At 77.6% G+C, this 397-nt stretch carries 1 protein-coding gene; it reads right to left on the bottom strand.

The annotated features are described in order from the left end of the window. Positions 1-397: glycosyltransferase (locus tag N790_RS06100; protein WP_043802132.1), on the bottom strand; the 397-nt coding region annotated here is incomplete at both ends.

The raw sequence follows: 397 nt of genomic DNA, 5'->3' as shown, positions 1-397 counted from the left end.
GAAGGCCGCTGCGTCGGGGGCCACCCGCCAGCCGCCGCCGGCCGCGCGCAGGCGGTCGCCGGGCGCGCCAAGGTCGGCGCACAGCACCGGCAGGCCCAGCGCCCACAGTTCCGACAGCGTGTAGCTCCAGGTTTCCGGCACGGTGGAGGGCAGCATCGCCAGGTCGGGGCGCAGCGCGGCCACCCAGCGCGGCAACTCGTCGCGCGCGTAGTCCTTGAGCACGTGCACGCCGGAGCGGCCGAAATAGCGCTCGCCCAGCGGGCCAGTGCCCAGCAGCACGAGTTCGACGCCGGCGGGCAGGCGCGGCAGCAGCGCGTCGAGCAGCTGCTGGCCCTTGGCGCCATGCACGCGGCCGGCGACCAGCACGCGCAGCGGGCCGTCGCGGCGCGGCGCGGCG

Source organism: Arenimonas malthae CC-JY-1 (assembly GCF_000747075.1).
In the GTDB taxonomy this organism is placed as follows: Bacteria; Pseudomonadota; Gammaproteobacteria; order Xanthomonadales; family Xanthomonadaceae; genus Arenimonas; species Arenimonas malthae.
The sequence above is the reverse complement of the archived record's forward strand: the minus strand, read 5'-3'. Positions and strand labels throughout refer to the sequence as shown.